Below are 25866 nucleotides of genomic sequence, written 5' to 3' on the forward strand. Positions count from 1 at the left end.
ACGTACACGCACTGCGTATTCACAGATACTGGAATCTGTTTTAACTAAACCAAAAACGAGCGTCCGATTTATCTCGTAGCTAGGTAGTTACGAGATAAATCGGACGCTCAGTGCGGTTTGCCTCCTCTATTTTCGTTGCGACAACGTTGCCAGTAACTCGTCCAGGTTTTTCTGGGTCATAGCCGTTCCTTCCTTGAAGCCCATTTCGAGCATCTTCTCTAAGCGCTCAAGCGATTCGTTGTAAATGCTGACTCGCACGGTTGTCTTGCCGTTTTGCTCGCTGAAGGTCAGATCCCATTCAGAACCGGGTAGTTCCGGGTTCTCATCTTTGTCAGCAAAGGCATTCAGCAATTTGAAATTGGTTTTCGGACTGATGGCCATGTAGTCCTGAATAGACCAAAACTCTTGACCGTCGGGGCTTACCATCGCATAAAACCGCCGACCGCCAACTTCAAAATTCATGAATTTCGTTCTGGAGGTCCAGGGTCTGGGTGCCCACCACTGATCGAGAATTTCCGGCTTCGTGTACGCATCCCATACCAACGAAAGGTCGGCGTCAAACTCTCGGGAGAAGGTTACCGTTTTGGTTGCTTTGTCGACGGTGAAATCGTTCATATTTATTGTTTTTTAAGGGTTGATAATACGTCGTCAAGTTGATTGAAACGGGTTTCCCAACTTTTCCTGAATTGGTTTACCCACTGATCAATCTCTTTCATTTTTTCAACTTCCAGCGAATAGTAAATCTCACGGCCCTGCTGTTCCTGTTTCACCAGTTCGCATTCGGTGAGTATGCGCAGGTGTTTGGAAACGGCCTGTCGGGTCGTGTTGAAATTGTCGGCAATGGCGTTGGGGGTCATGGCCTGAAAGGCAATCAGGGTGATGATGGCCCGCCGGGTCGGGTCGGCTATTGCCTGAAAAATATCTCGTCTCATGTGGTCTACTTTTTACTTTGCGAAACCGATTGGTTGCAAATTTACTCGCAACCAATCGGTTTCGCAAATTTTTGGCCTGCGAAAATCAGTCAGTCTATGACTATACCTAAATGCAATTAGTAGAGAACGACATAGGTCGCGCTCCGTTGGAGCGCGACCTATGTCAACTGAACAATTTAACAGCGGCTAACTTCGGCTATTGGCCTATGCCTGATTCATTGCAGAAGGGTCAATTAAAACTTGCTCTGAATTCCACCGGCGACAGCTGCGTTTTTGATTTAAACAGCTTCCTGAACGACTGGGAGTGTTCGAAACCCAGTTGATAGGCTATTTCGCCAATACTTAACTCATTGAGCAGCAACACTTCTTTAGCTTTCTCAATGAGTTTGTTGTGGATGTGTTGCTGGGTGTTTTGGCCCGTCAGCGCCCGCAGCATATCGCCCAGATATCGGGGGGAAACGTTCAGTTCATCGGCCAGGTATTGAACCGTGGGCAGGCCTTTCTGCGATGCCGTTTCGTCGTTGAAATACCGATACAGTAAATCCTCGAAGCGTTCCAGCAGCGCGTTATGGATCGATTTGCGGGTGATAAACTGGCGTTTATAAAAGCGCTGACTGTAGTTCAGCAGCAGTTCCAGATGCGAAATCAGCACATCCTGGCTGAAGTCGTCAATGGCCGTTTCCAGCTCGTCGCCAATGTTTTTGGCAATGCCGGTAATGATTGTCCTTTCTTTATCCGACAGGTGCAGCGATTCGCTCACCGAGTACGAGAAAAAGCCGTAGTTTTTAATTTTAGTAGCCAGCGAATACTGTCTCAGAAAGTCGGGATGCAACAGCAGGGTGAAACCCACAGTCGAGTCATAGGTCTCGACGCCCGTCAGCGGCTGGCCGGGTGAAGTAAAAAACAGACCGCCCTGCTCAAAATCGTAGGTAGTTTGGCCGTAGCGCATGCGGCAACCCGCCGACTCGTTGTAAGTGATGTTGTAAAAATCCATCGCGAAGGTGGCAGCCAGCATCTCACCCGTAATACGCACCTTGCTGTAGTCAAGCAGGCTGATCAGTGGATGCAGCGGCTGGGGTAAACCAAATGTCCTTTGTAGTTCGGATATCGAACGGAAGAGACGGGGTTTGTTTCTGAGTTCTCCTTTCATGCTCGAAAAAGGCATTACCGGTACAGACTGGCAACAAGCTGTACCGGCAAAAGAATGCCCGGGATTTCAGTTAAAATGTAGTCAGCATTTGCCGGATGCCCTCCCGGAAGGCTTCATCGCCTACGGCAAGTCGCTGGGCATACAGGACTTTCGCATCGTCACCGCATACATAGCGCAACGTATTGGTGCCATCGGTGGCGGCTTCGTAAACTACCTGAGCAATCTGTTCGGCAGACGAAACGTTGTCGGTGCTGATGGCCGCCTGAAACTTACCCAGCAAGGTTTCGTAGGCCGGATGCGTAGCGATCACGGATTTGGCGCCAATTTCGGTGGCTACCAGACCCGGTTCGATCGTCTTGATACCAATGCCGAATTCGTTTAACTCAAACGAGAGGCTTTCGCTCCAGCCTTCCAGCGCCCATTTACTGGCATCGTACATTGAACTGACGGGAAAGCCCATCAAGCCAGCGGAAGAACCAGTCGTAATAAAAAGTCCCGCTTTCTTTTCACGGAAGTACGGAATAAACGCCTGCGTAACCCGGACAACACCCAGAAAATTGGTTTCCATCTGGCGAACCAGTTGGTCATCGGTGATGGCTTCCAGGGCACCCAGCAACGCATAACCAGCATTGTTAAACACCACATCGATGTCACCCATTGCCAGGGCCTGACGGGCAGTTTCGTCGATCTGCTGGCGGTTAGTCACATCCAGGGGCAGCACGATTACGTTCTCCAGTTGGGTCAGCTCCGTTTCAGCCTCCGGCTTACGCATGGTAGCGATCACCTTCCAGCCTTTGCCCGCAAACAGTTTTGCGCTTGCTTTACCAATTCCGGTCGAAGCGCCGGTGATAAAAATGGTCTTTGTCATGTCGTTTTGTTCGTTTTTACGAGATGCAAAGCTCATTTGCTACCGGTTGCCGCTTGTAATGAAATTGGGAAATCTTGTAGTCAAAATGGTAGCTGTTTACGCTATCGGCAGTCGGGTGAGAACTGGCAGTATCGGTTCACGCTTTATAACCTTGACTCGAAATCATTCAGACGTTTGCCAGCGTAAGCCGTTGGCAACTACCAGAGGGGTGTACGGGTAAGTATTGACCAAATAAGCCCGTTTTCATTCAACGCATCCACAGTCTCAGTCAAGTCTGCTGACTCGATTAAGGTCGCAAGTGGGCTTTAAAACAAAGTAAAGTTGGGCCTTACAACAAAATTGCCCGCCCGGCAGCCACCTACTTTTGTCTCATTAAATCACTAAAAATGAGACAAGAGAACACAATCACCATCGGAACCAACTCGGCTAACCCACTACTTGCCCAGAGACCCGGTTACGGAACCATGCGCCTGACGGGCGACGATTTCTGGGGCGAGCCTCGCGACCGGCAAGGGGCTATTGCGCTCCTGCGAAAAGCCATCGAGCTGGGCGTCAATTTTTTCGATACCGCTGATTTTTACGGACCCGGGGTCACGAACAAACTGCTGGTAGAGGCCCTGTATCCTTATACGCCTGACCTGATCATTGCCACTAAGGTTGGTGCCCGACGGGGAGACGACAAAAGCTGGCTGCCCTTCGGCAAGCCAGCTGAATTAAGAGCGAGCGTCGAAAACAACCTCAACCAGTTGAAAGTCGAGCAGTTGAGCCTGGTTCATTTTGGTCAGGCCATCAACAGTTCAGACAATTTTGAGGAAGGCTGGGCGACCATGCTGGCCTTGCAGGAAGAGGGTAAAATACAGCATCTTGGCTTGACCAACGCAACCATCGACCAGTTCAACTCCGCCATCAGCATGGGTAACGTGGCCAGCGTTGAAAATATGTACAGCTATGCGCAACGGGTTACCGATCCCACCAGTGCGTACGGCTTCCAGGGGGGTGAGGTACTGAGCTTGTGTGAGCAGCGGCAAATCCCATTTATCCCGTTCTTTTCGCTTCAGACATCGTTGCCTGCCGAGCAGCCCAAAATGAAGGAACTCGCCCTGGCGAAAGGGGTCTCCGAAGCACAGCTCAACATTGCCTGGTTACTGCACCAATCACCATTCATGCTGCCCATTCCGGGAACAACGTCGGTTCAACATTTGGTTGAAAACATAAATGCCGCCCACATATCGCTGTCCGCAGAAGAACTGGCATTTTTGGGATAGGGCATGAAACGGCTTGCTAAAGTCGTTCTGGTTTGGCTTCGGTAGTTTTGATCGTATGGCACAAAAAGAACAAAACAGCCACGCAGACATTGTTCTGTCGTGTCTGGAGGAGGAGCATCTGAAAAGAGAAATCGTGCTGAAGCACCACTCGCTGATCCGCGTAATATCGGGCCAGATGCACGTGACGCAGGCAGATGACTCGTACACGTTCGTTGCCGGCGATACGCTGTTGCTGCCCAGAAATCAGCTTTCCATGATTACCAAGACGTCTCTGGGTGGCAAGCCATTCAGGTCGGTGATGATGACGTTCACGACCGAACGGTTGAAGGAGCTGTACGCTGCGGATGGCTTTAAATCCATCAAACCGCATACCCACAAAATCCGGTCGTTCCCAAAACACCCGCTGCTAGACAGTGTATTTGCCTCGCTGGAGCCTTATTTCCAGCTATCCAGCAAATTGCCAGCAAACATTGTCTCCCTGAAGCTTGGCGAGACCATAGCCGTTTTGCGTGCGCTGGACAGTGACATCGATACGCTCCTATCCGACTTTTCCGATCCGGGTAAACTTGATCTTGTGGAGTTCATGGAAAAGCATTTCATGATCAACATGTCGATGGATAAGTTTGGCCATCTGACCGGGCGCAGCCTGAACACGTTCAAGCGGGACTTCCAAAAAGCGTTTAACACCACGCCACAAAAGTGGCTCACGCAGAAACGATTAGAGCTGGCCCATTACCACCTGGCGCAAAGCCAACGGAAACCAGCCGATATCTATCTGGAAGTGGGTTTTGAAAATCTATCCCATTTTTCGTTTGCGTTTAAGAAATACTACGGCTACCCGCCAACAGCGGTATTACGACAAAAATCGCTTCAGGCTACTGCAGAGAGTCATTAGCGGATGGTCCATACGTACAGCTTGCGCTGGATAGCGGGCAACCCCGATCCGAAGGCGGGGACAAGAACAGTCGTGATAATGCCGCTCCGCACCAACGGGCGTAAATCAGTTAGATACGGCCCAAGCAGGGCGAATACCACGTTAACGACCAGATACGCAAACAGCCAGCCAATGAGCAGCATTTTCCAGATTTTTGGTTTGGCAACTTCGTGGTTTGAATTCATTTGATAGTAGTTAAACAGTGATCTAAACAGGCCAATGCAGCTTTCTTACAGCTGCGGATTACGCTTCAGTCGGTCCCGCTCCAGTACGAAGCCGATAGTCAGTAGCACGAGCGTTACAGCATCAACGATTAGCTGGGCGGGCGGCTGACCCGGATACGCAAACTGGGGATCGACCAGGGCGGTACCCGGAAACAAGAGGGAACCCGCCTGCGTGATCCAGTAGTAACTGGCCAGAGCCGAAGCCACCTGGAGACGATAAAGCGCGTTGGCTTTGGGTACCCACAATACCCAGCCTGCTGTCAGGCCGATGACCGTTCCTAGCAACATGGTCTGGGCATTATGGAACCTGGCGTGCGGGGGCCAGGCGGGGTTGTAAATGTGGGTGTCGTTCCAGTCGAAAATATAAGAGCCGACCGTGGTCCAAAGTGCCACGAGGGTAATCAGGAAGTTGCCAATCGACACGGTTTTCATCGTTGTTGGGGTTACTGGTTTGTAAACTGATTTTTGTAATCGCGGACGAATTGCCGGAGTGTTCTGGGGGCCCGCCCCGTCAGCCGGGCCACTTCGCCGGTTGTGTCAATTTCACCGCCGTTGGCCCCAATCCTGAACTGCTCGATCAGGGCATCGGTGTACCAGGCATCAAGGCCAGCATAGATCAGCGCCTGCCGGGTGTCGGCCTCCGACTGGTTGACGGCCCGTACCGGATGGCCCAAGCCTGCAGTCAGTTCAGCGGCTACATCGGATACCGTCAACGCGGCTGGTCCGGTCAGGTAATAGGTCGCGTTGGCATGGCCCGGCTGGGTTAGTACGTGTCTGGCTACCAGCGCAATATCTCGCAGATCGATGTAACTGATCTGGCCATCGCCCAGCATATGGGGCAGAATGCCCTTCCCGATCGGGTGCGCGTACTCGATGAAATTCTGCATGAAACCCGTGGGCCGCAGGATCGTCCAGTCGATAGGCTGGCCACGTAAATAGTGGTCGATCTGGGCGTGGGACCGGGCATAGGCCAGTGCCGAACTCTGGTTGGTGTTGGCTGTCGACACCTTGACGATGTGCTGAACACCCGACTCAACGGCCAGCCTAATCATGACGATTTCCCGCTCGACGTGTCGCTGATCGGGCGCGGTGAGCAGGAATAGGTTAGTGCAATCCTGCATGGCCCGTCGCATCGAATCGATGTCGTCGAAATCAGCCCGAACGGCTTCCAGCTCCAACGCGTCGAAAAAGGGTTGCTGGCTTTCTTTGCGGTATATCGCCCGGCAGGGCGTGTTGTCAGCCGCCAGTAAACGGCACAATTCGGACCCAATACTGCCGGTCGCTCCTGTGATAACTATCATTGTTGTACCTGTTCCGTTGTTTGTTGAAAAGAACAGCACAAAGGTCATCGGTACGTTTCTGACAAAATACCTAGTTTAGCCCTATAAATAGTCGTAAAAGCTTACGAATGGACCGGCAACTGACCGCTATTGATGGCGACAATTTTCTGGATGCGTTTGCCCAAACAGTTGGTAGTTCAGTTGAGAACGGGCGGGTGACCATCCCCCCACCCTACGGCAGCGGGTACGTGATGGGGTTTTTATTTGGCAGTCACCTGCGGCTGCTTGTGCGGCACTATGCGCTGCACGATGATCTGCTGATTAAACGGCAAAGCGTCAATCTGCCCGACAGTATGATTCAGATCGGGATCAGCGGCATTCTGAAAGAAGAGCAGTCAGAGGATGTTGCGGGCGGTACACCGAAACGAGCCTTACCATCGGTCACGATCAGCACTCACGGATTAGATACCGAGGTTCACATTCCTCGTGGGGTTCGCTTCAACCTCATCAAACTGGCCGTCGACCCGGCCTATTTGCGCGAACTATTGGCGGGCGAAGCGGAAAATCTGGTGCTAAAAACCCTGCTCGACAACCGCCAGCCGCTGGTATTCGAAGAACTGGTTTCGCTACGGCTTCAGGAGATCGTTCTCGACATGATGGACAGGCCCATACCGGCGTCACTGCAACGGTTCTTCTACAAAGTGAAAGCCGAAGAGCTGATCTGCTGCCTGCTGATGGAACTGGTACAGCGGCAGGACCACAGCCTTCCCTTCACTCAATCAACCCGGCTGATTTAAAGGCCCTATACATTGTACGGGATCGGTTGATTGGTAATCTGGTTGAAGCCCCTCCGCTTACCGAACTGGCCCAGTTGGTGGGTATGAGCCTGTCGAAGCTGAAGCGGCTGTTCAGGCAGGTGTTTGGCTGCGGGCCGTATGGCTATTACCAGACGATGCGGATGAACGAAGCGGCCTCACTGCTGCGGGAGAAGCGACTCTCGGTCAGTGAAGTAGGGTACGCGCTGGGGTTCAGTAACCTGAGTCATTTCAGCCGCGTGTTTGAGGAGCATATCGGTATGAAGCCCAAGAAATTTTCAGCTTCGTAATTGGGCATGGGCAACGTAGGCGCGGACCGGAGCCAATTCACGTTGCGCTATCTGGTTGTTGCTCAAATTGGTGTAAACAAGTCCTCGCAAAAAAAAGGGTTTACGCATCAGCGGACTCGGGTGGCAACGTAAATAGATTACGCTGAGACGTAAGTACTATTGGCAAACGAACTGAAAACCCCTGAAAATGAACAAAGTAACAGGACTGGGCGGCATTTTCTTCAAATGCGATGACCCCACATTGATGAACGAATGGTATGCCCGCCATCTGGGCTTACCCGTAGCGGAGTACGGGACCCTGTTCAAATGGCGCGACGCCCACGACCCCAGCAAAGAAAGAACAACCGTCTGGGCTACCTTCGACAAAGACACCAGCTACTTTGCGCCTTCCACCAAGGATTTTATGATCAGTTATCGGGTGGAGCAACTCGAAGAACTTGTCGAGGAGCTGAAACGGGCCGGAGTGACTGTGGTAGATGAAATTGCCGAGTATGACTATGGTAAGTTCGTCCACATCCTGGACCCGGAAGGTAACAGCATCGAACTGTGGGAAGACGTCGCTTAAACCGGATGAGAGCCAGCTAGTGGCCATCTGTCGGTATCAGACGGCCACTAGCTGGCTCTCACCTTACGAAATTTCTGTCTTCAGGAAAATACATAGACGATTAGCGGGAACATGGCCGTTTGGCAGAATAGGGCACAGTTAGTCGCCGACAGTGTTTTTGTTAAGCGTGGCACTACCTTCAGGAGAATAAATCGACCCGGATTACGTGCCCGACCATACGATTCGGGTCAGTCCAGCAGCTTGTCCAGCAGCTCGGTCAGCGTCTGTAAATTAACGGGCTTAACCAGATGCCCGTCGAAGCCCGCTTCCTGAGTCCGTTTTCTGTCTTTCTCCTGCCCGTAGCCTGTCAGGGCCACGATTATTCCTTCCTGCCCCAAGCCAACTCCCGCAGCCGACGACAGGTTTCGTAGCCGTCCATACCCGGCATACCCAGATCAAGCAGTACCGCATCTGGCGGGTGGGATGCCACAATCGTCAGCGCTTCCAAACCGCTCAAACACGTATCAGCTTCGTACTTCCGGATTCGCAACAGCCCGGATCGATTCCAGCGCCTGCTCAACGAGCTGGCCCAGGTCCAGGCATTTTTTCTTCAGTTGAATCTTACCCTGACTGATTCGGCTAACGTCGAGCAGATCGTCGACCATTTGGCCCAGATGGTCGCTCAGCGTCAGCAAGAACGCTTGCAGGATCTCGGCCTGTTTGCGAATGGTAATGTCTTCGGTGGTCAACACCACCCCATCCTGAAGCTTGGTCAGGGTTTGATGGAACCAGCCGTTGAACTGCTCGAACGGATAGTAATGTTCGTGGGTCTGGGCCACGCCCGTCTGGGTAACGTCTACCAATCGGGCAAACACCCCCGTCTGGACGACGGCCGGATTGAGTTCCAACAGGCTTTTGCCGATAATATCGCCGTAGGCCTGCTGCCAGCGCCGGTTGGTAAGCACCCAGACAAAATCGATGATCTGGCCGCTTTGGTCGCGAACAGCTTTGAAGACCTGAATAAAGTTGAACGAGCTGTCCAGTGTGGCTTCCAGCAACTGCTGGCTGTTAAGCTCCTCGGGACTTGACTGACCGGCAGATTTTTTGGGGCGAACAGATTGATCGCAGGTTCAGAAACAAAGTCGCTCATAACCAGCTGCCAACGAAATGATGTACAGTGGTTATGAGCGGCCCGCAAATACTCTCAGTCGTCTGTCCGCTACGCTGTCGCAACGGCGGGTTGCCGTGATCCAGACTCAACGATCAATCGATACGCTATGCGCAACAGGCGACTTTCGTAGACCTTTCTCGCTCAGCATCTGCCCTATTTTCGTCGTGATGTAGACCGAGGCTTCGATTTCGGCTTTCCGGATAGCCACACTTTCAATATTGAAACCGAACGGAATGGAACGCTCCATACAAAAAGCCGTCAGGCTGTCGGCAATGGCAAGGCATAACTGCACCGACGTTTCCAGCATATCCGCCGACGTTTTCAGCGTTTCCTTCACCGTGTCTGGGACGTGAATACCGAGCCATTCCATGAAGTGAAGTGTCTTTTCAGACCCACAGGCGGTGAGCGTGAAAATGATCGTCGGTGGGGCAACCTGTTGTGCATGACAGCGGGTCGCCAGGTCGTCGATCACCTGCCGGGCGTAGTCGACGTTGAACACGCACTGGGAGACGAAATACGATACGCCACAACTCATTTTGTCCAGTATCCGGCTATCCTCGTCGTTCAGCAGATTGTGCCGTTCGGGGATAGTTACCGCGCCGACAACCGATGTCTCCTGGTGGCGGCTCCAGATCTGGTAAGCGTCGGCAAGTGTCGTTTTTACGGGGAAATTAGGGGCCGGAACGCCCACGAAAACCGGGTAAAACCTATGCTGATGGAGTTGTTGCAGCCAATCGGTAAGCTCCTGCGGGGAAAATTTACCGGCAGGCCGATAGATCAGTTTGGGAATCGCCAACGCAGTCAGGTAGCCGGACGCAAACACGAACGGATCGAGGGCTGGCAGAAAGGGAAACGGTCTTTCGTCGGCCGTCCGTGCCGACTCGTCCTGCACGTCATAGACCACGAGTGCATCGATGTCGAGGCTCGTCAGTCGATCCAGGGTGTTTCGGGCGATCTCGGCTATTCGCTCCGGCTGGGTGCTGGCTTTAGGCGGGGTGATGCCGTATAGCAGTATGCCCGATTCGGCTGATTTTATTTTCTCCAGAAACATTGGCAGGCGGTTAAATGTAAAGCGCGGTAGATTACCTCAAATCGGGCGGTTACGACGCGTTATGCCACAGAGCAGTAAAACTACTTATAACCTTAACCGGACGCGCAACAAGGCCGTGGAGATTTTCGCCCGGAAGCCCTTCCGCGTCACTATTGGACGTGTTTCGCGCCACAATCATTGCCAAACCTGTTCCCCAACACGCTTCTCTGTTTTTCGCTATGGGTTGGATGAGCCGTACAGGCAAATTATCTGAGCCGTAGACGCAACCAGACGGGCGTCGTGAAGCCGGACCTTTGCCACATGAAAAACATCCCAACAATTCAACTGGGTCAGCGCGGCCCGTCGGTATCCCGGCTTGGTTTAGGCTGTATGCGCATGTCGTCAATCTGGGGCGGGGCCACGCCCGACGAAACGGAAAGCCTCGCGACCATCCAAGAAGCCCTCGACAGTGGTATCAACTTTTTGAATACCGGCGACTTTTACGGGGCTGGCCATAATGAGTTACTGATCGGCAGGGCCATCAACGGTCGGCGCGACGATGCGTTCATCAGCGTAAAATTCGGGGCTATCTTTCACAATGGTCAGCCCATCGGCATGGACCTGCGCCCCGTCTCAATCAAGAATTTCATCAACTATTCGCTGACCCGGCTAGGCATCGACACCATTGACCTCTACCAGCCCAGCCGAATCGACAACAGCGTGCCTCTGGAAGACATCATCGGCACAGTTGCCGACCTGGTTCAGGAAGGTAAAGTACGGTATATCGGCGTTTCGGAAATCACGGCCGGCCAACTGCGCCGGGCCCACGCCGTTCACCCCATCAGCGCGCTGGAGATCGGCTACTCACTGGCCGACCGGCAGATCGAACGTGATCTGCTACCGACCGCAGCGCAACTAGGCATCGCTGTTGTCGCTTTCGCCAACACGGCGGAGGGGTTGCTGACCGGCGACCTGCCCGTTCCACTGGCCCCGAATGACTATCGGCAGGTTTTTTCCCGTTTTCAGGGGGACAATTTGCGTCATAACCTGGAAAAAGTTGACGTGCTGAAACAGATAGCCCGCGACAAAGGCTGTACGCCTACGCAACTGGCCATCGCCTGGGTGAAGGAACAAGGCAAGCAGATTATGCCGTTAGTTAGCATGAGCCGCCGGTCGCGCCTGCCCGAAAACATAGCCGCGCTGGATCTTGTCATCACGTCCGACGAGATGAATTTACTGAACACCACGTTTGCCATCGGTGCCATACGGGGCGACACGTACCTGCAACGCTAAATGACCAGTCCAGCCGAAATCCTGCCCGGCGTTCTCTTTTATTCGTACCACTCGGCTAAGCCGAACGAGAAAGTGTGCGTCTGGAATCACCACACCCTGATTTTGCAGGTGTACGGGCAGCTTGTGCTGCAAACCGCCGGGCAACGCCTTTCGATGAGCGATGGCGAACTGATGCTGATTGGTAAGAATCAGGTAGGCACGCTTACGAAAACGCCCCCACCCGGCGGACACTACGAAACCATCGTCATATCGTTGCAGGAGGAACTGCTGCGCCGGATCGCGCTGGAAGACCATGTACAGGCCGACCGGAGACACCTCGGCGCACCCAACAGCCTGATTCCCATCAACGATTTTCTGCGGGGCTATTTTCAATCGATTGTTCCGTACGCCCGCAGCTCAGGCGCGAGCATGACCGACGAACTGGGTATTTTGAAGTTAAAGGAAGGAGTCAAGTTACTGTTGCTGACTCTGCCCGACCTGCGCAACCAGCTGTTCGACTTCTCGGTCTCCCACAAGATCGACCTGGAAAAGTTTATGCTCAACAATTTTCAGTTCAATGTTCCGATTGAAAAATTCGCGCAGCTTACGGGCCGGAGCTTGGCAGCGTTCAAACGCGATTTCGTGAAAACGTTCGGCGCTCCACCCCGTCACTGGCTACAGGAAAAACGACTGAGCGAAGCCCGCCACCTGATCGAAAACAGCCAGCAAAAGCCGTCGGCGATCTACCTCAAACTGGGCTTTGAAAGCATATCTCACTTCTCGCATTCGTTCAAGAAAAAATTCGGCGTAACGCCAACGGCCCTGCTACAGGAGCCTTGATCAATACCAGTGCACCTACGATAGCGCAACGGCGGGTTCAGGCTCAATCGTCTTAGTATCCTTCCGGTAGAACAGGCGGTAGATGATGGGGAAGACCAGCAGCGTCAGGATGGTGGCCGTGATCAGCCCGCCGATGACCACGATGGCGAGGGGCTTCTGCGTTTCCGAGCCGATACCCGTCGAGACGGCGGCTGGCAGCAGACCGATTGCCGCCATCAGCGCGGTCATCACCACCGGCCGCACCCGCGACTGCACGCCCTCGCGAATTGCCTGATCGAGCGGTAGTCGCTCCTTGCGGTTGTTGTTGAAGACGGTAATCAGAATCACGCCGTTCTGCACGCAGATACCGAACAGGGCGATGAAGCCTACCCCCGCCGAGATGCCGAAATTCATGCCCGTCACGTGCAGAGCCAGGATACCACCGATCAGGGCGAAGGGCACGTTGAGCAGCACCAGCCCGGCGTCTTTGGCGTTGCCGAACAGCACGAACAGAATCACGAAAATAGCCCCGATGCTGATCGGCACGACCTGACTCAGCCGGTCGGTGGCCCGCACCTGATTCTCGAACTCGCCGACCCAATCGACCGAATACTCGCGGGCAGGCTGGAGTTTGGCGCGTACACGCTGCTGCGCTTCGGCAATGGTACTGCCCAGGTCACGGCCCCGGATGGAGAATTTCACGCCGATGAATCGTTTGTTCAGGTCGCGGTAAATAAAGGCCGGACCCGTCACCTGCCGGATGGTCGCGATTTCTTTGAGCGGAATTTTACCCCCGCTCATCGTGGGCACCATCAGCCGCATGATATCGGCTTCGCTCTGCCGGTATTCGGGCAGAAACCGCACCCGGATGTCGAACTTACGCTCGCCTTCGTAGAGCACCGACGCCGTTTTACCGCCGATCGCCATTTCGATCACCGCCTGCGCGTCGGCCGTTGAGACGCCGTAGAGGGCCATCTGCCGGTCGTGGAGCAGTACGCTGATTTCGGGTTGGCCCACGTTGCGGATGATACCCAGGTCTTTAATGCCCGGCACGCCCTCGATAGCAGCCATCGCCTGAGCCGCGTACTTTTCCAGTTCGTAGACGTCGGGACCGAAAATCTTGATGCCGTTGCTCGCTTTGTAGCCCGCCACGGCCTCGGCCACGTTGTCGACAATGGGCTGCGAATAGTTGTAGAGTACGCCCGCGTAGTTTTTCAGCCTGGCGTCCATCTCGTCGGTCAGTTGTTCGGTCGTGATCGTTCTAGACCACTCCTTTTTCGGCTTTAAATCGACCTGAAATTGGCAGAAATAGAAGCCGTTGGGGTCGGTGCCGTCGTTGGAGCGGCCCACCTGCGACAACACCTGCCGCACCTCGGGGAATTTTTGCAAATCGGCCCGAATCGTTTTGGTCATCTTCACACTTTCGGGCAGCGACATGCTCATCGGCAGTTCGGCCGTCACCCACAAGGCGCCCTCGTTCAGTTGTGGCAGAAACTCGGTGCCCAGCATCGACGCCGAGAAAAACGTAGCAACCATAAAGCCCAGCGCAGCCACCAGACTCGTGCGCCGGTGGCGGAAACACCAGCCGAACCCGCGCATCACGACCCGGTCGAAGAAGCGCACCAGCGGGTTTGATTTCTCGCGGACGTTCTTGTTGAGCAGCATCGAGCAGAGTACCGGCACCAGCGTCAGGGTGTAGAGCAGGGCACCGAGCAGGGCGAAACCGAGTGTCCAGGCGAGGGGCGAAAACATCTTGCCTTCCACCTTTTCGAACGAAAAAATGGGCAACAGGGCGGTGATGATAATAAGCTTGGAGAAGAACACGGCCTTGCCCAGTTCGCCACCCGTTTTGCGGATCAGACCCAGCTTGGCGAGTTGGTTGAACCGCGCCATCCCGACCTTGTGCGCTTTATGATCGAGCGCGACAAAAATCCCCTCGACCATCACGACGGCCCCGTCGATGATGATCCCGAAATCGACCGCGCCCATGCTGAGCAGGTTGGCCGACATACCCCGCAGCCGCAGACACATAAACGCAAACAGCAGAGCCAGCGGGATGATAATGCTGACGATGACGGTGGTGCGCCAGTCGGCCATGAACAGAAACACGATCACCGTCACGAGCACGATGCCTTCGGTGAGGTTGTGCAGCACTGTTTGCGTACAAAACTCGATCAGGTTGTCGCGGTCGTAGAAGGTCGCCATGTTCACGTCCGACGGCAACACGCTCGTGTTCAGTTCGTTGATCTTAGTCTTCACACGTCCCAAAACCTCGCTGGGGTTTTCGCCCTTACGCATCACCACGATCCCTTCGACCACGTCGTCCTGCGCATCCAGCCCAACCTGCCCCACGCGCGGCAGTTCCGACTCGATCACCTCGGCTACGTGCTTGACCAGCACCGGGTTGCCGCCCGCTTCTTCGATCAGGATGTTTTCGATGTCGGGGATGGACGTCAGCAGACCGATGCCGCGCACGACGTAGGCCTGCCCGTTACGCTCGATCACGTCGCCCCCGACGTTGACGTTGCTGCGCGTCACGGCCTGATACACTTCCAGTGGGGTAATGTCGTATTTGGCGAGTTGGGTGGGGTTGACGCGGAGTTCGTAGATTTTGTCGCGCCCGCCAAAGGCCACGATATCAGCCACGCCGGGTACGCTGCGGAGTTGCCGGTCGATAACCCAGTTTTGCAGGGTTAGCAGTTCACGGCTATCGCGGGTTTTGCTTTCGAGCGTATAGCGGAAAATCTCCCCCGTCGGGCCGTAGGGCGGCTGAATTTCGGGGCCAACACCGTCGGGCAGCGACACGTTCTGGAGGAGGTTGTTGACCTGCTGCCGGGCGAAGAAGTCCTCGACGCCGTCGTCGAAAATGATCTTCATCACCGACAGGCCGAACATGGTCGTGGAGCGGACGTTGCTTTTGCGCTGCACCGAGTTCATGGCCACCTCGATAGGCACCGTTACGAACCGCTCAACTTCCTCCGCCGACCGCCCGTGCCACTGCGTCACGACCACGATCTGCGTGTTGGTAACGTCGGGGAACGCTTCGAGCGGGGTACGCAGGTAGCTGACCACACCCGCAATGACCAGCACGCCCGTCATGAAAAAGACGAAGAACCGGTTCTTCAGCGAAAAGCCGACGATGGTACGAATGAATCTGGACATGGGTTACTGAAGTTGAGTTCCAGTGGTGTCAGGTCCCTGACCTGACACATTTCCGGGCGAAGCGAGTTGCTGTCGCATCTGTGTCAGGTCCCTGACCTGACACCACTAGCTTATCAAAAGAATGAAGGACCGCTCTTTATTTATTTAGTGCGTTGAAAATCAGCAACTGATCGTTGGAAATGATGCGCTCGCCGGGCTGAACGCCCTGCCTGATGTAAGCCACGTCGCCCAGCGATTTCAGGACGGTGACCTCGCGCGTTTCGATGTTGGTACGGTCGCGGAAGACCATGACATACTGCTTTGATCGCTCGAAAATCACCGACTGCGCGGGTACCGTCGCCAGTTGACCGCCGTCTTCGTAGCGCAGTGTGACGGTCGCGTGCATCTCCGGTTTGAGTTTACTGCCGGGGTTCGGCAGGCGAATCCGGACGGTCATGGCTTTGGTGTTGGGGTCGAGGACGGAGTAGATTTTGTCGACCTTGCCCCGGAATAGGTCGTTGGGGTAGCTGAGCGTCTGAATGCTCGCGTCCATGCCGGTGCGTACCCGCCCGATGTCGCTCTCGTTGACGTTGGCCAGCACCCACACGTCGCTGATCTGCCCGATGGTAAACAGGTTATCGGCGTTGTCGGAGCGGAGCTGAGTACCCCGGTTTACGTTCTTTTCGATCACGTACCCGTCGATGGGGGCTTTCACCGTGTACATCGACGATTTGCCGATGCCGTAAATGCGCGACACCGCCGACACCCGATTGACGTCGGCCTGCGCTTTTTCGACTTCCTTCTGGGCCGCGACCACCTCCCGCTGCGAGTTGAGTTTGGTCTCGAACAAATCCTGCGCGACCCGCAGATTTTTCTCGGCCAGCAGCAGGTCCGACCGCGCCTGAATGCCCTGCCGTTCCAGGTCGGCCACCTCGCCCGACCGGATCGACGCCAGCGCCTGCCCCTTCCGCACGTAGTCGCCCAGCTCGACGTTGACCGCTTCGACATCGCCCCCGACCAGTGGGAATACTTTGATGACCCGGTTTTCGTCGGCCATGACCTTGCCCACCAGCGTCAGTTCGCTACGGACGGGGCGCGTCACGACCGAATCAAGTTTGATCCGGCGCATCATGGTGTCGGAGAGCCGAAACACTTTTTCCGCACCCTCTCCCGTCTCCGCTTTGTCGGGCGAACAGGCTGTGAGCAGGGTCAGGCTGATGAGGAGTAAACTCAGTTTATTTTTCATGTGTGTTATCTGAAATATTCCAAATACTTCACTGACCATTAGGCTATTTAGTGCTGGTCTGTTTACCCCCCAGCCCCCTGAAGGGGGAGTTATTCATTTGCGAAATGCTCCCCCTTCAGGGGGCTGGGGGGTAAACAGGCCGACACTTGGTATTCCCTCCTTAGCCTGTCGGCTCCGACATCGGACCGCCGACAGCTAGAAGCTGTCGGGGACAGTAATTGCCGGGGACAAGCAACCTTAAACGTTGAACTACAAACCTTAAACCCTCCCTAGAACAACTCCTGTCCCACCAGGTAATTCAGCTCCTCGTAGGCACTGACGCGGTCGGCTTTCAGGCGGTTGAGTTGCTGCACGCTGTCGTTGTAGGCTTCGATCAGGTCGACAAACTCGATCAGGCTCAGGTTACCTTTCTGGAAACTGACCACCACACCCCGGTTTAGCTGCTCGAACTGATCGGTGAATTGCGGCTCCATCGTCTGCATACGCCCTTCAACTTCCCGCACCTTCGCCAGCACGGCGTCGACTTCGTTGGTGATCTGAATCGCCCGCTGCCGCTGTAATTCGCGCTGATAGCCAATCTGCGATTTAGCCGCCCGGATAGCGCCCTGATTGCGGTTGAACACTGGCAGATCGGCCGATACAGACAGCCCCACGTAGTTGGGTACATAGCTACCCGCCTGATCGTACGTGCCGCCCACGCGCAGGTCGGGCACGGCCAATGCGCGTTGCAGGGTATGGTTCAGTTCGGCCTGCCGCGTCAACGATTCAGCCGCCCGCAGGTCGGGACGACTGCGCAGGGCCTGCTGCCGCAGCGAATCGTCGGGGAGAGTGGGCAGGCGATAGCGCGTCAGCGTGGCATCGGTTACGACGGGCCGGACGGGGGTTGTGATCGAGAGCAGCGTTTGCAGTTGCTGCTGACCGTCGGCGAGTTGAAAGCGGATCGCCGTACGTTGGTTATTCAACTCAAACAGCAGGGCCTTCAGCCGCAGCAACTCCCGCAGCGACACGTTGTTCCGCCCATACTGCACCTCATAAGCAGACACGGTGGTCTGCAACGTATTGATCTGCTGATCGAACCGACTCAGCGTCTGCTGCTGGAAATAAATAGCGTAAAAACGACTGCGCAGGTCAAAGCGCAGGCTTCGTAGCAGGTCGAGCAGCTCGTATTCGGTCAGGCGGGTGGCTTCCGACGCCAGGGCAACGCGTTTGTTGCGCTTTCCCGCCGTGTAGAGCAGTTGCTGCACCGACACGATTTTCTGCCCCTGCCGACCGATGTCGGGCACGCGCCGGGTTTCGGGGTTGTAGGTACTTAGCTCCAGCGTCGCCGTCGGGTTATCGTACAAACCCGCCTGCAACACCTGCGCCTGGCTCGCATCGATACGAAAACGTTCGGCCAGCAACAGCAGGTTATTTCGCAGAAACAGACTGTCGGCCTGCCGCAGCGTCAACGGCAACGAATCGGCGGGTGGCAATGTCCGGGCAAGAGACAGCCGGGGGATAGTTAGTGTCAGGAAGAAAAGCGCAATCAATAGCCGCATACGGTGAGTACAATACGGCCACAAAGCTCCGTACCCAACCTTGCAGGCGGCTTAGAGCTGGTTTAGAAGGCGCTTAGAAATGCCTTAGAAATTAATTAGAACGGAGTTCAGGACGCACTGGACACGGTTTATTCAGTTGGTCTGTCCTTTCAGCTGGTAACTCAGGGCAACCAGAATCAGTAGCACCGATACAAAGCCCAACGCGACACTGAGCGAAAACTGCTGAGCGATAAACCCAAGCAAGGCCGGGCCGGTTAGCAAACCGGTATAACCAATCGTTGTGATGGCAGGTATGCTGACCGTAGGCGCAACACCCGGCAACCGCCCGGCAGCACTGAAGAAAATGGGCACGATGTTGGCCACGCCCAGCCCCAGCAGCACAAAGCCAGCCAACGCCCCGTATGTGCCGGGAACCAGAACGGCCATTGCCAGACCAGCTGCCCCCAGCAGACTGCCACCGACCACAACCGCCTTGCCGCTCAGCCGCGCGACCAGCTTATCGCCAACCAGCCGCATAATGGCCATCGCTACCGAGAAAGCCGCGTAACCGGTTCCCGCCAGGGTTGGGTCGACACCTTTGGTATCGCGCAGGTAGATTGCGCTCCAGTCGAGGATAGCGCCTTCCGACAGAAATACGGCAAAGCACATCATTCCTAGAAACAGCACGCTGCCTTTCAGCCAGCCAAACCGCGTTTTTTCCGCTGTCGACTGGCCGGTATCCTCCGCGAAACGGGCCATCACCTGTCGTTCGGTGTTGGCAGGAAACAACTGATTGTATTGCGTCAGCACGATGAGTACCATCAGCGCGGCTATGCTGCTGATCGCGTAAAGCGGATTTAGGCCCATTCTGACCAGAAAGCCCAGCCCCAGCGAGCCGAACAAGCCACCCACGCTGAACAGCCCGTGCAGCGACGACATAATGGGCCGTCCGTACAGATTCTGCACCTGTACGCCGTGCGCGTTCATGGCCACGTCGATCGCGCCGACGCCCGCGCCGAACAGAAATAGCGTTACGGCCATGGCAGCGGGTGAGGTCAGAACCATCAACAGGGGCAAGGTCAGCGCCATCAGCAGGGCCGCCCCGGCAATGACGACGCGACTACCCAACCGGCTCACCAGCCAGCCCGATGTGGGCATCATCACCATCGCACCCGCGCCCAACAGCAGCAGGAGCAACCCCAGCGTGGCGTCGTCCAGCCCCAGCCGGTCTTTGGCGAAGGGGACCATCGGTGCCCAGCTCGCCATACCGAGCCCGCAAACCAGAAAAACCAGTTGCGTGGCCGTGCGAGCCTTCGTCACAGCGTCAGGAAGTACAGTCGTGTCTGTGTTCATCATGTATTCACACAAGATAATCGGGTCGGATGAGTCAACCAAACCGAGCGTTTACCCGCAGCTGTTTACTGCGTAACCACCCCGCCCGGTTGCCAGACTGGTCAAGCCGAACAAGGCCATTAACTACTCTTTTGCCAGCCCATCCTGGATCGAACGCTGGCTGTAAGCCCCATTGAAAAGAATCTATTCACAACTTAACCGGCCAGCCGGAGTTAGTCTACTAGATCACTGGTGGTTCGAACGTATGGTTGTTGCGGATAAGGTAAAAGACAAATCGATTCAGGGGATTGAGTGGCTGGCGCGGGGGAGTTATCTGGCTAAAGGAATTCTGTACGGCACCATCGGCGTGTTTACGCTCGAACTGGCTTTCGGCCCGCACAGTGCCGACCCTAACCGCAAGGAGGTTCTGACCCAACTGACGGGGAACACGATGGGGCATCTGCTGCTGGCGCTGATGGTGCTGGCACTGGCGGGGCATACACTCTGGCGCATCGTGGAAATCTGGAACGACCCCTACGACAAGGGCTGGGGCCGTGGGGCATCCTGTACCGCCTGAACTATCTGCTCAGCGGTATTACGTACGCCAGCCTGGGCATTACCGCGTTCCGGCTACTGACCGGGCAGGGCAGCGGCCCCGACGACGCCAAAAAACTCTGGGTGACGCGCCTGCTCCAGATCGACGGGGGCGATTGGCTGATTATCACCGTTGGGGTTATACTGCTGATCTGGGCGGGCTTACAGGCGTACAAAGGTGTATCGGGCAAGGTCTACAAAAGTCTGGAGTTACCGCAGGAATCGAACCGTTATGTCTGTGCGTTTCTGCGGTTTTGCAGCTTCGCCGGTTTCCTGACCGTTGCGGGTACCCTCACCGTCACGGGCTGGTACCTGATCAAAGGTGCCCTGAAAAAAGACCCGGACTGGATTCGTGGCACCGACGATTTGCTCAAGGCGATGGAACACTTCCCCGGCGGCTGGGGCGTTCAACTGGCGGCTGCGCTGGGCTTTCTGCTGATGAGTGTATTCATGCTGGCCATGGCCCGCTGGTTCCCGCTGAAAGCGGTAGATTGAGTACCATTGCATTGCCCCTATCTGTATCGAACCCGCAGCTGAACTCTGGCCGCTCCCGTGGTCATCTATGCACTGGCCAAACAAACTGGGCACCTCTTCGAGCCCGGCCAGCTAATGAGTTCAGCGTTGGCCGATGCACCTGGCTGTGATCACCTGTTCTTTACGTCCACTACTGAATCGACGTTTGCCAGGTGTGCTCGACGCTCAGTCAATTTTCTGAGCCTTACTGTTTGAGCTGATTGATGGGCGGCCCCACGCGCTTGAACCCATGCGCTTCCCGAAACGCATCCTGTTGGGCTTCATTCATCGTTTTCAGCACCCCGGCACTGATCTGTTGGAAACACTCTTCCATTTTACCCGCTGGCTGAAACGTCATCAACAAACGCCCTTCGCCAGACCCCACTTTAGCAAAGCAATGCGGCACATTACGAGGACCGAATACGGTATCACCCGCTTTCACCTGATGAATGACATCACCAACCTTAATCAGAAACTCGCCTTCCAGCACATACCACAACTCATCCTGCTCGAAGTGAACGTGTAGAGCCGGCCCTCCTTCCTTCACCCGCCGGGATTCGTACACGTACAGATCTCCGTTGGTGTCTTTAGTGGATACCTTCGTCATGAAGGTGTCGCCATCAAAAAGGGAAATAGCCTGATTGAATCGATCTTTCCCCGCATCGACTTTAAACCCTTTGTCGACCCGGTAGCGTTTGAGGGTATCGGCCGCCCACACGAAAGGAGATGCCAGCAAGGTGGCTGTCGCCAAACTGGCTTTCAGAAAATTAGCTCGTTGCATATCCGATCAGCGTTGTAAAGTCAAAACTGCCTCATAAGTATCGAAGTAAGCAGAAATTACTAGGCTGTTGATGAGTTGTTTAGCCAGCGGTTGATTTAACTCCAGCTGAAACCTGGACCACTCAAGTCAGGGCGATTTTCATCCGTTCTCCTAACCCAGCCTGTAGCATACGCGGTACAGGGGATGGTTGAGTCTAACCAGATCAACGACAGCCTACGTTTGCCATCGCTCGCTGTACAGCAAGCTCACAGGTGCGGCAGCGACACGGTAAAGGTACTCCCCTGCCCCGGTGCGCTTTCGACGGTGAGCGTGCCGTGGTGGAGATCAATTAGCCGGGCCGTAATCGACAGACCAATGCCGAAACCAGGATAGCCTAGGGCGGTTTCGGCCCGGTAGAACGGCTCAAAAATACGGGCGATCTCTGCCTCCGTCATGCCGATGCCCCGGTCGCTGACGGCGATGCGGCAGTGCGTAGCGTCGGTGCTGATACGAACCCGGGCGGTGTGGTCAGCCGAATATTTGCAGGCGTTGTCGAGGAGGTTGCTGAACACCTGCTTCAACAACTCTTCGTTGCCCGCCACGAGCGTTTCGGTTTCCGATTCGGGGATATTGCCGTAGTCGATCGCAATCTGGTAGCTGGGCCGGGCAGTCGTCAGTTCGTCGCGGGCGGCAAAGAGCGAATCGTCGGTGCGGATCGGATGCAGCGGTAGCAGATCGATGGTTTCCAGCGTACGGGCCAGCTGAAGCAGACTGTTCGTCAGACCGATCAGTCGATCCGCATCCGAGAGCAGGTTTTGCAGGATCGTTTCGTGTTCGGCCACCGTCAACGGGTGCAGCAGCCCCAGCTGGATTTCGGATTTCAGCGCGGCCAGGGGGGTTCGCAGTTCGTGCGACGTCTGCGAGACAAAGCTGCGCTGCTGCTCAAAGGCCCGCTGCAACCGCCGGAGCAAATCGTTGACGTTGATGGCCAGCCGGGCAATCTCGTCCTGCCGATTGCCTTCATCGAGTCGCTGTTGCAGATTTCCCGCCGTGATGGTCGTCACCTGCTCGTTTAGCTGACTGATGGGTCGCAGCGACTGACCCGCGAAGAAAATGCCCAGCCCGATCGTGATGCTTATGCCGACGAATAGTCCCCATCCGAGTGTCAGTTGAAGGTTCTCCAGTTTACTGCGCCCAAACTCATCGTAAGCCGACGCCAGAATAACCAGGTCGCGTCCGTTCTGTCGGTACAGTAGCCCCACCAGTTCGTTACTGCCGCTGTGGGTTTCGATATCTTTTTCCCGGCGAACTTCGGCCAGCAAGGCTGGCGAGTAATCAATCACCTGATCGTCGACACTGCTGTATATTAACCGGTTATGCTGGTCAAACACCAGTACTTTTTCGTTGAACAGAGCCGTCAGGGTGTTGCGATCGATGATCTTGAGCAAATCCCGGTCGACCTCCTTGACTTCCACCAGAAACCGCACCGTCGTCCGCCCTTTGTTTTTCAGCCGGTCGTAGAATTCCTCGCGCCGGTAGGTGGCCGACACAACGTAGATCACGACGGAAAAGACGATCAGAATCGACGCGACGATCAGCGAAAACTGGAGCGCGATGCGGTTGCGAATGGTCATGCTTCTTCCTTTAACACGTACCCCATGCCGGGGCGGGTATGAATCAGCTTCGGCTCGAAATCACGGTCGATCTTCTTGCGCAGGTAGTTGATGTACACCTCGACCACGTTGGTGCCCGTGTCGAAGTTCAGATCCCAGACGGCTTCGGCAATGTCGGGTTTCGACAGCACGCGCCCCCGGTTCCGCAGCAGGTATTCGAGCAGGGCGAATTCGCGGGCGGTCAGGTCGATGGTTGTGTTGTTGCGCCGAACCTCTTTCCGGGCCAGATCGACGGTCAGGTTGGCCAGTTGCAGGATGGTTTCGGCGGGGTCGGCCACGTCGCCGAGCAGGGCCGACCGACGCAGGCAGGTTGCCACGCGGGCGATGAGTTCACGGAAGTCGAACGGTTTCACCAGATAATCGTCGGCCCCCAGTGCCAGCCCTTCGACTTTGTCGTCGATTTCGTCCAGCGCGGTGAGCAGAATAATCGGCAGATGCGGCCGTTCGGCCCGGACAGACCGACACACTTCAAAGCCGTTGATGCCCGGCAGGTTGATATCCAGAATCAGCAAATCGATTCCCGGTTGCAGGGCCATTTGCCGCCCGTTGATACCCTCATAAACGACCTCCGTTGCGTACCCCTCCTGCTGAAGCCCCCGGCTGATATTCTGGGCGATGCGCCGGTCGTCTTCGATAATCAGGATTTTTTTCATGGCTACGTAGTAAACGTAGAGACGCGACCGGTCCGGCCTTCGCACCTCTACCTGGTCGGTACGCGCCACTCGCTGCTTGCGCTGCTTGGCTGCCGACGCATACGCACGGTTTTGCGCAGACTGGCAAAGACGCCCGTCGAATTGTAAAACAGCTGACCCTGATCGTAAGCCACCGACGCCGACAGGTCGCAGTCGCCCAGCACAGGCAGCGTCAGCGGTGAACTGGCCGACAGGATACCCGAAAACTGGTTGGTGTTGGCCGGATACGGGGAATCATATGTACCCAGATTCTGGCTGTACGACAGTTTCATCTGCCACTGCACCCGCTGCGCCACCCGCCCCGACAGGCCGCCGTGCCACAGCGCCACCCGGTTGTTGACGATAGCCCGGCCGGTGCGCAGGTTAGGCCGCACGTCGGTCTGGGGCGTCAGGAAGGGCGTGCCGATAGTGTGGTTCTCATAAATCCACCCGTCCTGATACTGCCCGTGGTTGAAGTAATTAACCTTACCCCGCCGTTGCGGATCGTTGATAACGAACTCCGGTCCGCCCTGACTTTTCGAGTAAAAGAACTCAAACAGCACATTGTCGAGCGTCAGAAACCCGTCGCCGGGTTGATTATTGCGCAGGCGGATACCGTTCAGTCCGTCGGCAATGCTGGTCAGGTAAAAAATCGATCCCGACTCAACCAGGCTCTGCCGGTACATCAACAGGTTGAATGAACCGATGTTGACATCCGCGCCGACGTCGATAGAGCCCAGGTGATTACCCACCCGGTTGTCGACGTCGATTTCCGTCAGGTTAGGATCTATCGTGAAATCGGGGTACGCCTGCGCCGATACGACATACTGATACGCCCGCAGGCTCGATGGCAGATAACCCTTGTTAGCCAGTCCGGAGGGCAGCGACGGTGCATAACCACCCCACTGCACCTGGTGGTTTACACCACCGTAGAGCCGGAATGCCCAGGAAGGTTTGCCAAGTCGTACGTACAATGTTTTCTGATGCAGGTACGAGTTCCGCACGATCAGCTCACGGCCCGACGCGTCTTTGTTGGCAAACCAGCCGTGGTTGTAGATGGCGTTGAAGGCCAGCACCCCTTTGAAAATGGGCACGTAGCCGATGGTGCCGAACTGAATTTTGGGCAGCGGCAGCGCATTCCCCGACCAGATATACGAACCCGACGTCAGCAGCGTATCGCACAGGCCCACAATCTGCCGACGCCGACCCGCAAACAGTTCGAACTTGCCAAACCGTATACCAGCGTAGGCTTCGGGTAGCAGCACCTTCCCGTTGAGACCGGAGTTAGCCACCACGTCGAGGCCGTAGTTCCAGCCAAACTTCGGACGGGTGGTCGTGCTGTCTGGGGCGTTTCCGTTGTGGTCGCCCCAGATACCGGCGCGGATAGTTCCCGCCGATCCGGCCAACGGCACCGCGCCCCACTGATTCGAGCGCAGCCAGAACGGCATCTGCGCCCCATTGACGCCGTAGCCCCCACCTCAACCCGAACGGTCGTTGCATTGGGCGTAACGGGGTCGTAGGGCGTATATGACTGTGCGTATTGGGCGTGTAGTGCCGGAGTAGCCAGGCCAAAAGCAGCCAGTAATGCGATAAGTGCCCTGCCTGCCTGTCTGTCGCGTTGTGTGGTCGACGCGCCATCGGCCACGTCGGGAGTAAGTTTCCGTACTAGTCGTTTTTGCATTCGTTTGTTTGTCGCCTGCCCAACCGGCCCACCTGTCGACAAGACCGGGGCCGCAAGAAGCATCCGTTCGGCCGAACCATCAATTTCAACCGCCAATCTACGGGATTAAACGTCAATTAAACCTAAATAATATCCGTTCAAACA

The 25866-nt window shown here is 55.6% G+C and carries 28 protein-coding genes; 9 read left to right on the forward strand and 19 right to left on the reverse strand.

Translation table 11 applies throughout. From position 1 onward, the window contains the following. Positions 1-126: 126 nt before the first annotated feature. From HH216_RS19380 to HH216_RS19395, 4 genes are all read right to left on the reverse strand, one after another. A complete protein-coding gene (locus HH216_RS19380; RefSeq protein ID WP_169552307.1) occupies positions 127-615 on the reverse strand; it encodes an SRPBCC family protein in 489 nt (162 codons plus the stop codon). A 2-nt stretch (positions 616-617) separates the two neighbouring features. Further along, entirely contained in the window at positions 618-932 is a 315-nt protein-coding gene (locus tag HH216_RS19385) for an ArsR/SmtB family transcription factor (protein WP_169552308.1), read from the reverse strand. A gap of 229 nt (positions 933-1161) precedes the next feature. Continuing rightward, complete coding sequence (locus HH216_RS19390) at positions 1162-2082, reverse strand: helix-turn-helix domain-containing protein (RefSeq protein WP_169552309.1); 921 nt, start codon at positions 2080-2082, stop codon at positions 1162-1164. Between the two features lie 70 nt (positions 2083-2152). Next, positions 2153-2950, reverse strand: coding sequence for an SDR family oxidoreductase (locus HH216_RS19395; RefSeq protein ID WP_169552310.1), 798 nt, complete (start codon positions 2948-2950; stop codon positions 2153-2155). A 386-nt stretch (positions 2951-3336) separates the two neighbouring features. On the opposite strand from HH216_RS19395, the gene HH216_RS19400 reads away from it, so the two are divergent. Then, complete coding sequence (locus tag HH216_RS19400; RefSeq protein WP_169552311.1) at positions 3337-4215, forward strand: aldo/keto reductase; 879 nt, start codon at positions 3337-3339, stop codon at positions 4213-4215. Between the two features lie 55 nt (positions 4216-4270). After that, positions 4271-5110 carry a helix-turn-helix domain-containing protein gene (locus HH216_RS19405; protein ID WP_169552312.1) on the forward strand — a complete coding sequence of 280 codons (840 nt, stop codon included), beginning with the start codon at positions 4271-4273 and terminating at the stop codon, positions 5108-5110. Here the strand turns inward: HH216_RS19405 and HH216_RS19410 are convergent. From HH216_RS19410 to HH216_RS19420, 3 genes are read right to left on the reverse strand one after another with little or no spacing between them, the layout of a single operon-like run. After that, positions 5107-5334, reverse strand: coding sequence for a hypothetical protein (locus tag HH216_RS19410; protein WP_169552313.1), 228 nt, complete (start codon positions 5332-5334; stop codon positions 5107-5109). The genes HH216_RS19405 and HH216_RS19410 overlap by 4 nt on opposite strands. Before the next feature lie 45 nt (positions 5335-5379). Continuing rightward, positions 5380-5805 (reverse strand): DUF6640 family protein, encoded by a 426-nt coding sequence (locus tag HH216_RS19415; protein ID WP_217371873.1) that lies wholly within the window; start codon positions 5803-5805, stop codon positions 5380-5382. Between the two features lie 11 nt (positions 5806-5816). After that, a complete protein-coding gene (locus HH216_RS19420) occupies positions 5817-6674 on the reverse strand; it encodes an SDR family oxidoreductase (protein WP_169552314.1) in 858 nt (285 codons plus the stop codon). 107 nt (positions 6675-6781) lie between these two features. Here HH216_RS19420 and HH216_RS19425 point away from each other — a divergent pair, with 107 nt between their 5' ends. The 3 genes from HH216_RS19425 to HH216_RS19435 all read left to right on the forward strand — a co-directional run bounded on the left by HH216_RS19425 (position 6782) and on the right by HH216_RS19435 (position 8323). After that, entirely contained in the window at positions 6782-7450 is a 669-nt protein-coding gene (locus HH216_RS19425) for a hypothetical protein (RefSeq protein WP_169552315.1), read from the forward strand. A gap of 26 nt (positions 7451-7476) precedes the next feature. After that, a complete protein-coding gene (locus tag HH216_RS19430; protein WP_169552316.1) occupies positions 7477-7758 on the forward strand; it encodes a helix-turn-helix transcriptional regulator in 282 nt (93 codons plus the stop codon). 187 nt (positions 7759-7945) lie between these two features. After that, the gene (locus HH216_RS19435) at positions 7946-8323 is read left to right on the forward strand and encodes a VOC family protein (protein WP_169552317.1); all 378 of its coding nucleotides are present in this window, start codon (positions 7946-7948) and stop codon (positions 8321-8323) included. Positions 8324-8550: 227 nt separating this feature from the next. Here the strand turns inward: HH216_RS19435 and HH216_RS26460 are convergent, their stop codons facing one another. The 4 genes from HH216_RS26460 to HH216_RS19450 form a co-directional block, all read right to left on the reverse strand. Then, positions 8551-8679, reverse strand: coding sequence for a response regulator (locus HH216_RS26460; protein ID WP_256366339.1), 129 nt, complete (start codon positions 8677-8679; stop codon positions 8551-8553). A gap of 2 nt (positions 8680-8681) precedes the next feature. Beyond that, positions 8682-8819 (reverse strand): response regulator, encoded by a 138-nt coding sequence (locus HH216_RS25585; protein WP_217371874.1) that lies wholly within the window; start codon positions 8817-8819, stop codon positions 8682-8684. A 7-nt stretch (positions 8820-8826) separates the two neighbouring features. Then, positions 8827-9360: a hypothetical protein gene (locus HH216_RS19445; protein WP_169552318.1), complete on the reverse strand. Its 534-nt coding sequence runs from the start codon at positions 9358-9360 to the stop codon at positions 8827-8829. A gap of 198 nt (positions 9361-9558) precedes the next feature. Then, a complete protein-coding gene (locus tag HH216_RS19450; RefSeq protein WP_169552319.1) occupies positions 9559-10524 on the reverse strand; it encodes a methylenetetrahydrofolate reductase in 966 nt (321 codons plus the stop codon). A 300-nt stretch (positions 10525-10824) separates the two neighbouring features. Between HH216_RS19450 and HH216_RS19455 the strand changes: the two genes are divergently transcribed. After that, the gene (locus tag HH216_RS19455; RefSeq protein ID WP_169552320.1) at positions 10825-11796 is read left to right on the forward strand and encodes an aldo/keto reductase; all 972 of its coding nucleotides are present in this window, start codon (positions 10825-10827) and stop codon (positions 11794-11796) included. Then, positions 11797-12615 carry a helix-turn-helix domain-containing protein gene (locus tag HH216_RS19460; RefSeq protein ID WP_169552321.1) on the forward strand — a complete coding sequence of 273 codons (819 nt, stop codon included), beginning with the start codon at positions 11797-11799 and terminating at the stop codon, positions 12613-12615. It begins immediately after the preceding gene. 15 nt (positions 12616-12630) lie between these two features. Here HH216_RS19460 and HH216_RS19465 read toward each other — a convergent pair whose 3' ends face one another. The 4 genes from HH216_RS19465 to HH216_RS19480 form a co-directional block, all read right to left on the reverse strand. Continuing rightward, positions 12631-15756 (reverse strand): efflux RND transporter permease subunit, encoded by a 3126-nt coding sequence (locus tag HH216_RS19465; RefSeq protein WP_169552322.1) that lies wholly within the window; start codon positions 15754-15756, stop codon positions 12631-12633. 136 nt (positions 15757-15892) lie between these two features. Beyond that, a complete protein-coding gene (locus HH216_RS19470) occupies positions 15893-16981 on the reverse strand; it encodes an efflux RND transporter periplasmic adaptor subunit (protein ID WP_169552323.1) in 1089 nt (362 codons plus the stop codon). 269 nt (positions 16982-17250) lie between these two features. Beyond that, on the reverse strand, positions 17251-18519 hold the full coding sequence (locus HH216_RS19475) for a TolC family protein (RefSeq protein ID WP_169552324.1): 1269 nt from the start codon (positions 18517-18519) through the stop codon (positions 17251-17253). Between the two features lie 132 nt (positions 18520-18651). After that, positions 18652-19818, reverse strand: coding sequence for an MFS transporter (locus tag HH216_RS19480; RefSeq protein ID WP_332871419.1), 1167 nt, complete (start codon positions 19816-19818; stop codon positions 18652-18654). Between the two features lie 277 nt (positions 19819-20095). Here HH216_RS19480 and HH216_RS19485 point away from each other — a divergent pair, with 277 nt between their 5' ends. Both HH216_RS19485 and HH216_RS19490 read left to right on the forward strand, forming a co-directional pair. Next, positions 20096-20407 (forward strand): DUF1206 domain-containing protein, encoded by a 312-nt coding sequence (locus HH216_RS19485; protein ID WP_169552325.1) that lies wholly within the window; start codon positions 20096-20098, stop codon positions 20405-20407. A 56-nt stretch (positions 20408-20463) separates the two neighbouring features. Beyond that, positions 20464-20919: a DUF1206 domain-containing protein gene (locus HH216_RS19490; RefSeq protein WP_254448853.1), complete on the forward strand. Its 456-nt coding sequence runs from the start codon at positions 20464-20466 to the stop codon at positions 20917-20919. A gap of 223 nt (positions 20920-21142) precedes the next feature. On the opposite strand, the gene HH216_RS19495 is transcribed toward HH216_RS19490, so the two are convergent. From HH216_RS19495 to HH216_RS19510, 4 genes are all read right to left on the reverse strand, one after another. After that, entirely contained in the window at positions 21143-21718 is a 576-nt protein-coding gene (locus HH216_RS19495) for a cupin domain-containing protein (protein WP_169552326.1), read from the reverse strand. Positions 21719-21963: 245 nt separating this feature from the next. Then, positions 21964-23331 (reverse strand): HAMP domain-containing sensor histidine kinase, encoded by a 1368-nt coding sequence (locus HH216_RS19500; protein ID WP_169552327.1) that lies wholly within the window; start codon positions 23329-23331, stop codon positions 21964-21966. Further along, the gene (locus tag HH216_RS19505; RefSeq protein ID WP_169552328.1) at positions 23328-24023 is read right to left on the reverse strand and encodes a response regulator; all 696 of its coding nucleotides are present in this window, start codon (positions 24021-24023) and stop codon (positions 23328-23330) included. The genes HH216_RS19500 and HH216_RS19505 overlap by 4 nt, the downstream gene beginning before the upstream one ends. 47 nt (positions 24024-24070) lie before the next feature. Next, on the reverse strand, positions 24071-25489 hold the full coding sequence (locus tag HH216_RS19510; protein WP_169552329.1) for a capsule assembly Wzi family protein: 1419 nt from the start codon (positions 25487-25489) through the stop codon (positions 24071-24073). Positions 25490-25866 lie beyond the last annotated feature (377 nt).

Source organism: Spirosoma rhododendri (assembly GCF_012849055.1).
GTDB classification, from domain to species: domain Bacteria; phylum Bacteroidota; class Bacteroidia; order Cytophagales; family Spirosomataceae; genus Spirosoma; species Spirosoma rhododendri.

Bases quoted from the DNA above. Each gene is read 5' to 3' on its own strand.
- HH216_RS19390 (WP_169552309.1), bottom strand. From the start codon at position 2,082: ATGAAAGGAGAACTCAGAAACAAACCCCGTCTCTTCCGTTCGATATCC.
- HH216_RS19385 (WP_169552308.1), bottom strand. From the start codon at position 932: ATGAGACGAGATATTTTTCAGGCAATAGCCGACCCGACCCGGCGGGCC.
- HH216_RS19410 (WP_169552313.1), bottom strand. From the start codon at position 5,334: ATGAATTCAAACCACGAAGTTGCCAAACCAAAAATCTGGAAAATGCTG.
- HH216_RS19465 (WP_169552322.1), bottom strand. From the start codon at position 15,756: ATGTCCAGATTCATTCGTACCATCGTCGGCTTTTCGCTGAAGAACCGG.
- HH216_RS19405 (WP_169552312.1), top strand. From the start codon at position 4,271: ATGGCACAAAAAGAACAAAACAGCCACGCAGACATTGTTCTGTCGTGT.
- HH216_RS19505 (WP_169552328.1), bottom strand. From the start codon at position 24,023: ATGAAAAAAATCCTGATTATCGAAGACGACCGGCGCATCGCCCAGAAT.
- HH216_RS19435 (WP_169552317.1), top strand. From the start codon at position 7,946: ATGAACAAAGTAACAGGACTGGGCGGCATTTTCTTCAAATGCGATGAC.
- HH216_RS19425 (WP_169552315.1), top strand. From the start codon at position 6,782: ATGGACCGGCAACTGACCGCTATTGATGGCGACAATTTTCTGGATGCG.
- HH216_RS19485 (WP_169552325.1), top strand. From the start codon at position 20,096: ATGGTTGTTGCGGATAAGGTAAAAGACAAATCGATTCAGGGGATTGAG.
- HH216_RS19470 (WP_169552323.1), bottom strand. From the start codon at position 16,981: ATGAAAAATAAACTGAGTTTACTCCTCATCAGCCTGACCCTGCTCACA.
- HH216_RS19380 (WP_169552307.1), bottom strand. From the start codon at position 615: ATGAACGATTTCACCGTCGACAAAGCAACCAAAACGGTAACCTTCTCC.
- HH216_RS19460 (WP_169552321.1), top strand. From the start codon at position 11,797: ATGACCAGTCCAGCCGAAATCCTGCCCGGCGTTCTCTTTTATTCGTAC.
- HH216_RS19450 (WP_169552319.1), bottom strand. From the start codon at position 10,524: ATGTTTCTGGAGAAAATAAAATCAGCCGAATCGGGCATACTGCTATAC.
- HH216_RS19495 (WP_169552326.1), bottom strand. From the start codon at position 21,718: ATGCAACGAGCTAATTTTCTGAAAGCCAGTTTGGCGACAGCCACCTTG.
- HH216_RS19475 (WP_169552324.1), bottom strand. From the start codon at position 18,519: ATGCGGCTATTGATTGCGCTTTTCTTCCTGACACTAACTATCCCCCGG.
- HH216_RS19510 (WP_169552329.1), bottom strand. From the start codon at position 25,489: ATGCCGTTCTGGCTGCGCTCGAATCAGTGGGGCGCGGTGCCGTTGGCC.
- HH216_RS19395 (WP_169552310.1), bottom strand. From the start codon at position 2,950: ATGACAAAGACCATTTTTATCACCGGCGCTTCGACCGGAATTGGTAAA.
- HH216_RS19420 (WP_169552314.1), bottom strand. From the start codon at position 6,674: ATGATAGTTATCACAGGAGCGACCGGCAGTATTGGGTCCGAATTGTGC.
- HH216_RS19455 (WP_169552320.1), top strand. From the start codon at position 10,825: ATGAAAAACATCCCAACAATTCAACTGGGTCAGCGCGGCCCGTCGGTA.
- HH216_RS19400 (WP_169552311.1), top strand. From the start codon at position 3,337: ATGAGACAAGAGAACACAATCACCATCGGAACCAACTCGGCTAACCCA.
- HH216_RS19415 (WP_217371873.1), bottom strand. From the start codon at position 5,805: ATGAAAACCGTGTCGATTGGCAACTTCCTGATTACCCTCGTGGCACTT.
- HH216_RS19500 (WP_169552327.1), bottom strand. From the start codon at position 23,331: ATGACCATTCGCAACCGCATCGCGCTCCAGTTTTCGCTGATCGTCGCG.